Source organism: Pseudoalteromonas sp. APAL1, from assembly GCF_021532475.1.
GTDB classification, from domain to species: Bacteria; Pseudomonadota; Gammaproteobacteria; order Enterobacterales; family Alteromonadaceae; genus Pseudoalteromonas; species Pseudoalteromonas lipolytica_C.
Genome location: NZ_JAKGAW010000107.1, coordinates 1 through 1119 on the forward strand (window position 1 = coordinate 1; position 1119 = coordinate 1119).

The window sequence follows — 1119 nt, forward strand, 5'->3', positions numbered from 1 at the left end:
CCTCTTCTCCTACTCGGTGTTTTAACACGCCAGGTACTTTACAGGCTATCAAGGGTGGGTCTAACCGCTTAACGCAGGTTCTTGGTCAATACTGTTGTTTCTGTTATTGAAGGCTAAATATTAATTGGCTAGTAAACTGGGTTCATAACTCGTGCCCTTTTTCAGCATGGCATACGCTGTCCTAACTGTTTTATTTGCTAACGCAATGGCGGCACACTTCACACCCCGCCTTTCAACTAATGCTTTGAGCCATTGTTCTTTTATCGTTTTTGGCTCTCGATGCTTTAGCTGACTGATGACCGCTCTGGCTCCGAGAAACAAGTGGCTGCGTAATGTTATCTCGCCACGGTATTTGGCTATATGACCTATTCTTACTTTTCCTCCACTTGAGTGTTGCCGAGGGGTGACACCAACATTGGCTGCCGCGTTACGTCCACTTGTAAAATGGGTTGTGTCACTTAAGCTTATTAATAAACCAACCGCTGTGATAGGCCCGACACCCTCAAGTGCCAGTAAGCGTTCACACTGCTCATCTTGTTTTACTAAACCTGTCAGTAACTCATTTAATGTTTCTTTTAATGTTGATTGCGCTTTAAATAATTCATAGCACTGAGCTAGACACTGCCTTAAACCTGCGGTTAATCCATTATCGCTATCCTCTAGAATCTCAGGGATAGCTTGCCTAAACGCGCATTCCGATTGCTTGATTACAATCCCAAATTCAAGTAACAAGCCTCTGATTTGATTAGCTAATTGCCGTTTCTGCTTTTCAGCTAACGCACGCATTCGCTCTATCGATTGTAGATTTTGCTGTGCTTGTGTCAGTGATTTACACGGGCGAACATTGGGTGAGAAAGAAGCGGCAGCTATTGCAATAACATCATTTGCATCCGTTTTCTGGCCAACTCTAAATGCTTTGACAAATCGAGGGTCTAAAATCACGACTTCATGACCAACACTACGCGCTTTGCGTGCCCAATAATGAGCACCGCCACATGACTCCATGACAACTTTACAACAAGGAGAAGTGGTGAGTATGGTCAATAGCTCTTTTCTGCTCACCGCTTTATTACTTTGTAGTTTTTGATGAAGAAACTTACCGACTTGAAAAACATTTTT

At 43.3% G+C, this 1119-nt stretch carries 1 protein-coding gene; it reads right to left on the bottom strand.

Translation table 11 applies throughout. From position 1 onward, the window contains the following. Positions 1-120 precede the first annotated feature (120 nt). Positions 121-1119: IS110 family transposase (locus L1264_RS21390; RefSeq protein ID WP_235404651.1), on the bottom strand; the 999-nt coding region annotated here is incomplete at its 5' end.